The 8171-nt window shown below is 62.6% G+C and carries 5 protein-coding genes and 3 pseudogenes; 5 read left to right on the forward strand and 3 right to left on the reverse strand.

The features are described from left to right. The 5 genes and pseudogenes from AHiyo1_RS00440 to AHiyo1_RS00460 all read left to right on the forward strand — a co-directional run. Positions 1 to 420, forward strand: a pseudogene (locus AHiyo1_RS00440) (hypothetical protein); the annotation flags it as partial. Positions 421 to 552: 132 nt separating this feature from the next. Then, positions 553 to 2076: an acetaldehyde dehydrogenase ExaC gene (gene exaC, locus AHiyo1_RS00445; RefSeq protein WP_059387248.1), complete on the forward strand. Its 1524-nt coding sequence runs from the start codon at positions 553 to 555 to the stop codon at positions 2074 to 2076. 124 nt (positions 2077 to 2200) lie between these two features. Next, positions 2201 to 3222, forward strand: a pseudogene (adhP, locus tag AHiyo1_RS00450) (alcohol dehydrogenase AdhP). Further along, positions 3222 to 3638 carry a DUF779 domain-containing protein gene (locus tag AHiyo1_RS00455; RefSeq protein WP_059387249.1) on the forward strand — a complete coding sequence of 139 codons (417 nt, stop codon included), beginning with the start codon at positions 3222 to 3224 and terminating at the stop codon, positions 3636 to 3638. The pseudogene adhP and the gene AHiyo1_RS00455 overlap by 1 nt, the downstream one beginning before the upstream one ends. A 112-nt stretch (positions 3639 to 3750) precedes the next feature. Continuing rightward, on the forward strand, positions 3751 to 5322 hold the full coding sequence (locus tag AHiyo1_RS00460) for an amino acid permease (protein WP_059387250.1): 1572 nt from the start codon (positions 3751 to 3753) through the stop codon (positions 5320 to 5322). A 45-nt stretch (positions 5323 to 5367) separates the two neighbouring features. On the opposite strand, the gene AHiyo1_RS00465 is transcribed toward AHiyo1_RS00460, so the two are convergent. The 3 genes and pseudogenes from AHiyo1_RS00465 to AHiyo1_RS00475 form a co-directional block, all read right to left on the reverse strand. Then, complete coding sequence (locus AHiyo1_RS00465) at positions 5368 to 6003, reverse strand: DUF2461 domain-containing protein (RefSeq protein ID WP_059387251.1); 636 nt, start codon at positions 6001 to 6003, stop codon at positions 5368 to 5370. A gap of 158 nt (positions 6004 to 6161) precedes the next feature. Continuing rightward, positions 6162 to 7644: pseudogene (locus tag AHiyo1_RS00470) on the reverse strand (catalase). 7 nt (positions 7645 to 7651) lie between these two features. Beyond that, a complete protein-coding gene (locus AHiyo1_RS00475; RefSeq protein ID WP_059387252.1) occupies positions 7652 to 8131 on the reverse strand; it encodes a Fur family transcriptional regulator in 480 nt (159 codons plus the stop codon). Positions 8132 to 8171 lie beyond the last annotated feature (40 nt).

Raw genomic sequence — 8171 nt, forward strand, 5'->3', positions numbered from 1 at the left:
ATCCTGACCGCCGAAGGCACAGCCGAGCACTATCACGCCCATCTGGACGTCCTGGTGGATGGCAAAGCCGTCACGGTCCCGGCCGAGATTGGTTTCAGTTTCGGGGCCGACGGGCAACCCAACGGAATCTCGGCACTTCACACCCACGACACGACTGGCGTCATCCACATCGAAGCGCCCACCGCCGGCCTGAAGTACACGCTCGGCCAAGTCCTCAGCGAATGGGGAGTGTTGGACGGCAAGGATGCCACCGGAGCACCGCACGGCGGAACCGGAGGTTGGACCGTATACCTGAACGGCGTAAAACAGAGTGCGCCGGTGTCTGACGTGGTTCTCAAGGCCCACGACGAAGTGGTGCTCTCCTTCGGTTCCGCACCTTCGCCGGTTCCGAGCTCCTACAATTTCCCTGCAGGCCTCTAGCTTTCCGGGCCCGGCAGGGGAGTACTGCCCCTACGTGATCTGAACCACAAGGTTGCAACCTGCTTGCAACCTCCCCGCTCCTACGCTGATGGCACAGCAAAGCCACCATCATGCGCAGCAAAGGAGCTACAGATGACTGTTTATGCACAGCCGGGTGCCGAGGGTTCGAAGGTCACGTTCAAGGACCGTTACGAGAACTGGATCGGCGGCGAGTGGGTTGCCCCGGTTAAGGGGCAGTACTTCGAGAACATCACCCCGGTGACCGGCAAGGCCTTCTGCGAGGTGGCCCGCGGCACGGCCGAGGACATCGAGCTGGCACTGGACGCCGCGCACAAGGTGGCACCGTCCTGGGGCAAGACCTCCGCGACCGAACGCGCCGCAATCCTGAACAAGATCGCCGACCGCATCGATGAAAACGTCGAGCTGCTGGCCGTCGCCGAGACCTGGGACAACGGCAAACCCATCCGCGAAACCCTGAACGCAGACATTCCGTTGGCGGCGGACCACTTCCGCTACTTCGCCTCCGCGATCCGTGCCCAGGAAGGCCACCTGTCCCAGCTGGACGAGGACACCACCGCGTACCACTTCCACGAGCCCTTGGGCGTCGTGGGCCAGATCATCCCGTGGAACTTCCCGATCCTCATGGCTGTGTGGAAGCTCGCCCCGGCCCTGGCCGCGGGCAACGCCGTCGTGCTCAAGCCCGCCGAGCAGACCCCCTCCTCCATCCTGGTCCTCATGGAACTCATCTCCGATCTGCTGCCCGCCGGCGTCGTGAACGTGGTCAACGGCTTCGGCGTCGAGGCCGGCAAGCCGCTCGCCTCCAGCCCGCGAATCCGCAAGATCGCCTTCACCGGCGAGACCACCACGGGCCGGCTCATCAGCCAGTACGCGTCACAGAACCTGATCCCCGTGACCCTGGAACTGGGCGGCAAGAGCCCTAACATCTTCTTCGACGACGTCGCCGCGCAGAACGACGCGTTCTACGACAAGGCCCAGGAAGGCTTCACGCTCTTCGCCTTCAACCAAGGCGAAGTCTGCACCTGCCCCTCCCGCGCCCTGGTCCAGGAAGGCATCTACGACTCCTTCATCGCCGACGCCGTGGCACGCACCAACAAGATCATCCAAGGCAACCCGCTGGACACCGACACCCAGATCGGCGCCCAGGCCTCCAACGACCAGCTCGAGAAGATCCTCTCCTACATCGACATCGGAAAGCAGGAAGGCGCCAAGATCCTCACCGGCGGCGCCCGCGCGCAGCTCGACGGTGACCTCGCCGGCGGCTACTACGTCCAGCCCACCATCTTCGAAGGCCACAACCGGATGCGGATCTTCCAGGAAGAGATCTTCGGCCCCGTCGTGTCCGTCACGAAGTTCAGCGACTACAACGACGCCATTGGGATCGCCAACGACACCCTCTACGGACTCGGCGCCGGCGTCTGGTCCCGCAACGGCAACGTTGCCTACCGGGCAGGCCGGGAGATCCAGGCTGGCCGCGTCTGGGTCAACAACTACCACGCCTACCCGGCCGGTGCCGCGTTCGGCGGCTACAAGTCCTCCGGCATCGGACGCGAGAACCACGCCATGATGCTGGACCACTACCAGCAGACCAAAAACCTCCTGGTCAGCTACAACGAAAACAAACTCGGCTTCTTCTAAGCCGGATTTGACCTGGCGGGGCGGGACCAGCACAGATCCCTCCCCGCCGGCCCACCCTGGCCACCCCTCAGGAAAGCAGCACCTACACCGCACATCTAGTTTTAACGACGCAAGGATTTCGCCAATGACGACGACAATGCAAGCAGCCGTAGTAACAGAATTCGGACAAGACCTTCAGATCCAGTCACTTCCCCTTCCCGCGCCCGGTCGAGGAGAAGCGCTGGTCAAGGTCATCACCAGCGGCGTGTGCCACACCGACCTGCATGCCGCCGAGGGGGACTGGCCAGTCAAGCCTTCACCGCCGTTCGTGCCCGGCCACGAAGGCGTGGGTGAAGTGGTTGCCCTCGGCGAGGGCGTCACCGACCTTGCCGTCGGGGACCTGGTGGGCAACGCCTGGCTATGGTCCGCCTGTGGCGATTGCCAGTTCTGCCGGACCGGTTGGGAGACGCTGTGCGAAGCCCAGAAGAACGCCGGCTATAGCGTGGACGGTTCCTTCGGTGAGTACATGCTGGTGGACAGCCGGTTCGCTGCGAGGATCCCGGCAGGTTCGGACCCCGTAGAGGTCGCCCCGGTGCTGTGCGCCGGAGTCACGGTCTACAAGGGATTGAAGATGACCGAGGCCAAGCCGGCCAATGGGTCACTATTTCCGGCATCGGCGGCCTAGGACACATCGCAGTCCAGTACGCCGTGGCCATGGGCCTGCGGGTTGCCGCTGTGGACATCGCCGACGACAAGCTCGCCCTCGCCAGGAAACACGGCGCCGAGCTCACGGTCAACGCGCTGCACGAAGATCCGGCGGAAGTCATTCAACGGGAAACCGGAGGCTGCCACGGCGTCTTGGTCACGGCGGTGCACCCCTCGGCGTTCGGGCAGGCGATCGGCATGGCCCGCCGTGGCGGGACCATCGTCTTCAACGGACTCCCGCCGGGAGACTTCCCCGCGCCGATCTTCGAGATCGTGCTCAAGGGCCTGACCGTCCGTGGTTCGATCGTGGGAACACGCCAGGACCTGGAGGAAGCCCTGGACTTTTACGCGCAGGGCAAGATCCACCCGACCGTGTCCACGCGGGAGCTCTCCGAGGTGAACGCGGTCTTTGACGAAATGAAGCATGCCAAGATCGACGGCCGCGTGGTGCTGAGGTTCTAATGCCCCGCAACAGGCTTGACGCCGCAGTGACGCTGCCCGGGGAAGACTTTTCCCGGGTGGCGCTCACCGCCGTTTCCATCGAACTGCTCCGGAAGCTGTGGGAGCAACACGGTCCCCTCATGTTCCACCAATCGGGTGGCTGCTGCGACGGTTCCTCACCCATGTGCTATCCCGCCGGCGAATTCATCACCGGTGATTCGGACGTTCTGCTCGGACTTTTCGATATTGGCGAGCCCGAACGGCCGCAGCTCCTGGAGTTCTGGATGTCCCGGGAGCAGTTCAATTACTGGTCCCACACCCATCTGACGGTGGACGTAGTGGACGGCCGCGGGAGTGGGTTCTCAGTGGAATCGCCTGAGGGGAAGCGCTTCCTTATTCGTTCCACGTTGATGGATTGGAACGTCTCCAATCTCTGAAGATGGACCGTGCTTGTGTCTCACGATTCGGGACAAATGTGGGGGTCCATTGGCTGGACACTACTCTTGATGAGTCTGTTTCTACCACCTCATCAAGATTGTGGACTTTTCTATGAACCTCTTCCGGACCAAATCGATCGAGCAGTCCATAGCGGACGCCGATGAGCCCGGACGCAAGCTCAAGCGTTCCCTCAGCACGTGGGATCTGATGATCATGGGCGTCGCCGTTGCGGTCGGCGCCGGGATCTTCTCCGTCGGCGCCAAGGCCGCTGCGAACTTCGCCGGCCCGGCCGTGACCATCTCGTTCGCTGTCGCAGCCGTCACGTGTGCTTTGGCCATCATGTGCTACGCCGAATTCGCTACCGCGATCCCGGTTGCTGGGTCCGCCTACGTCTTCACCTACGCCACGATGGGCGAAGTCCTCGCTTGGATCATTGGTTGGAACCTCATCCTTGAACTCTTTACCGCTGCTGCGGTGATCGCCAAGTACTGGGGAATCTACTTGAGCAAAGTGTTTGCGCTTATGGGTGTGGATATGCCGCCGGCCGTGAACATTGCCGGCGTGGATCTCTATTGGGGCGCTTTCCTGATTGTCGCGATCTTCACGGTGCTCCTGGTGCTCGGCACGAAGCTCTCCGCACGGGTGGGCAACGTGTTCACGCTGATCAAGATCGCCGTGGTGCTGTTCGTGATTGTTGTCGGGTTCACCTACGTGAAGTTCTCCAACTACGCGCCCTTCGTCCCGGCATCGCAGCCTACCGGGGGCAACGACGGCGCGGATGTCATGAAGCAGTCCTTCTTCGGCTTCCTCACTGGTGCGGTTCCGGCGCAGTACGGAACGCTGGGCATCTTTGCCGGCGCAGCGTTGGTGTTCTTTGCCTTCATTGGCTTCGACGTGGTTGCCACCTCAGCGGAAGAGGTCAAGAACCCGCAGAAGACCTTGCCCCGGGGCATCTTCGGCGGCCTGGCGCTGGTGACGCTGCTGTACATCCTGGTCTCCCTGGCCCTGACCGGCATGGTGTCTTACACCCAACTGGCCGAAGCCAAGAACCCCACCCTGACCACGGCCTTCGAGGCGGTTGGAAACACCGACGCGGCCAAGGTCATTGCGTTTGGCTCGCTCATCGGTTTGACCACCGTCATCATGGTGCTGCTCATGGGCCTGGCGCGGGTGGTCCTTGCCATGAGCCGTGACGGCCTGCTCCCGCGCGCGCTGTCCAAGACCAGTGCCAAGCGTTCGACGCCGGTCCGCCTCCAGATCATCTGCGGCGCTGCCGTGGCAATCGTCGCTGGCCTGACCAATGTGGATCTTCTCGAGGAAATGATCAACATCGGTACCCTTTCGGCCTTCGTCATGGTGAGCCTGGGCATCCTGGTCCTGCGTAAGAAGCGTCCAGATCTGAAGCCGGCTTTCCGGGTTCCGTTCGGCAAGGTGCTTCCCGTGGTCTCTGCCGTCCTGTGCGTCTACCTGATGACAAACCTTGCCGTGGAGACCTGGATCTTCTTCGCCATCTGGCTGGCAATCGGACTTGCCATCTACTTTGCCTACGGACAGCGCCAGTCCCGCTTGAACGAGAAGTTCGCATCGGCGAAAGCCGCTGTGGCCGGGAACGCCACTATGTCCGACAAGGCCGCGGCTTCCGACAAGAGCGGCGACGACGAAGACAGCCTCAGCAAGGTTTGATCCCGCGACCGGCCTCACTGCTTGGCTAGACTCACGGCCCTACGATTACGGCGCCGCGTGTTCGTTGACCCATTCCACCAGCGGGCGCAGTACCTCCCAACGCTTGGCGATTTCTTCTTTGGCCGAGGGCTTGGACATCCATTCCGGTTCGCCCAAGGTCATGCCTGCGGACAACGACTTGTGCTTCAGAAGCTCGGCCCGGGGATGGTCTTTGTCGAAACCACGAGGCACGGTCTTGAGCTTCTCGCCTTCCACCGCGAAACCTGCCGCGGCGATGGAATCGACGATCTTCTGCAGTTGCTCCCCGCTGGCCGGCGAATCCGTGGCTGCGCGGAAACGGGCAATCTGCTCCGGGGTGCGCGAGTGGCATCCACCCCCGACCAACAGGCCGTCTGCACTGAGCTGGAGGTAGAAGCCGACGCCCTCCTTGTCTGCCGCAAACGCTCCCTGTGCCGTCTTGTAGGGGGACTTGTCCTGGGAAAAACGGATATCCCGGTTCGGACGGAACACCTTGCCCGGCCCGAATCGTGGCTCAAGCTCCTCCAGTAACAGCGTCAATGGCTTCTTCACGGCGGAGTCGTAGATGTCTTTGTGCTCCAGCCACCATTCGCGGTTGTTGTTCTCTTCAAGTTCGGCATAGAAGGCGATCGCCTCTGCGGGGATCCCGGTAAATGTGCTCATGTAAGGATCCTATGGATCACCATGCCGAGCTAGCCAGAGCCACTGCTTGCTATGTGGAAAACCCGCCGAGGAACGCTAAACAAGACCCGCTATTCATGCCAAAAAAGCAACCCCGCCACGCAAATTCCGCAGCGGGGTTGCTTCGTTGGAGGCCGTTGTTACAGCTTGTTGGCTGCTTCCGCGGCCGACTCGCCTTCGCCCGCGCCGAGGTTGGCGCGCAGCTTGGCACCGAGTTCGGCGTCCACGTTGGTCCAGTACTGGATGGCGCGTTCCTTGATGTCGGTGCTCTTGACGCCGCCGACGCGCCGGTGATGGTGTCCAGCAGACGGGCCTTGGCGCCGTCGTCGTACACCTCGCGGTAGAGCGCGCCGGCCTGGACGAAGTCGCCGTCCTCGGCGTGCAGGGAGTGTGCGGAGAGCGTCAGCTCGCCGTCGTTCTCCCAGCCGCCGGCCGGGTTCTGCGGCTCAACAGCAGCCGGGCCACCCACGGAGTTCGGTGCATAGACCGGAACCGAAGGAGCGTTGAACAGGTAGCGTCCTGCGCCGTCCTGGCTGTAATTGTTGACCTGGTTCTTCGGCTGGTTTACCGGGATCTGGGCGTGGTTCGTGCCCACGCGGTAGCGGTGTGCGTCGGCGTAGGAGAAGATGCGGGCTTGCAGCATCTTGTCCGGGGAGGCGGCGATGCCCGGAACGAAGTTCGACGGCGCGAAGGTGGCCTGCTCGATCTGCGCGAAGTAGTTATCCGGGTTCTTGTTGAGCTCCATGGTGCCCACGTGGATCAGCGGGTAGTCCGCGTGCGGCCACACCTTGGTGAGGTCGAACGGGTTGAAGCGGTAGGTCTTCGCGTCCTCGTAAGGCATGACCTGGACGTGCAGTTCCCACGACGGGAAGTTGCCGGCGGCAATGTTCTCCTGGAGGTCGCGGATGTAGAAGTCCGCGTCCGAACCGGCCAGCTCTTCAGCCTGGTCGCCCGTGATGGTCTTGACGCCCTGGTTGGACTTGAAGTGGTACTTGACCCAGAAGCGCTCGCCCTCGGCGTTGATCCACTGGTAGGTGTGCGAGCCGTAGCCCTGCATTTCACGCCAGGAAGCCGGCAGGCCACGGTCGCCCATGAGCCAGGTGACCTGGTGTGCGGACTCGGGGGAGAGGGTCCAGAAGTCCCACTGCATGTCGGCGTCGCGCAGGTGGGTGCCCGGGAGGCGCTTCTGGGAGTGGATGAAATCCGGGAACTTGATGCCGTCGCGGATGAAGAACACCGGGGTGTTGTTGCCCACGAGGTCGTAGTTGCCATCGGAAGTGTAGAACTTGACGGCGAAGCCGCGGGGGTCGCGCCACGTGTCAGGGGAGCCGTTCTCGCCTGCGACGGAGGAGAAGCGGATGAGCATGTCCGTCTCGACACCGGGCTGCAGGAAAGCAGCCTTGGTGTACTTGGAAACATCCGAGGAAGTCTTGAAGGTACCGAAAGCGCCGCCGCCCTTGGCGTGGACAACACGCTCCGGGACGCGCTCGCGGTTGAACTGGGCGAGCTTTTCCACCAGGTAGTGGTCGGTCAGGATGATGGCACCATCGGCACCAACGGACTTGGAATGCGCGTCCGAGGTGACGGGGCGCCCGACTGGGTGGTCGAGATGTTCGCGGTCATCGTTCTCCTATTTCGTGGTTACTTGCGTGTGAGTAGGAAGCTGTTGTTTGGCCTGGCAGTCCTGGCAGATGCCTTGGTACAGGACGTCTGCGATCTGGATGGTCATGGGTTTGGAGTGCTCATCCCAGTGCGGGGTGAGGCACGGGGCATGGCCGACGGCACAGTCGACATCCTCCACCCGGCCGCAACTGATGCAGACGGCGTGGTGGTGGTTGTCGCCCACCCGGGTCTCATAGAGCGCGGGAGAGTGGGGCGGTTCGAACCGCCGCAGCATCTGTAGGTCCGTGAGGTCGCTCAGCACCACATAAACAGACTGCGCTGTCAGTTCGGGAAGTTCCTTGCGCGCGGCAGCCAGGATGCCTTCGGCCGGGGAATGTGGATTGTGCTGAACGGCCGCGAGGACCGCCAAGCGCTGCTTGGTCACGCGGCGTCCGTGGGAATGCAGGGCGGAAGCCCACGCTTCCTGGTCTGCCGTGTGATCTGCCATACGCCCATTGAAGCACTTATTATGAGTACTTCACAATAAG

The organism is Arthrobacter sp. Hiyo1, assembly GCF_001263615.2.
GTDB lineage: Bacteria > Actinomycetota > Actinomycetes > Actinomycetales > Micrococcaceae > Arthrobacter.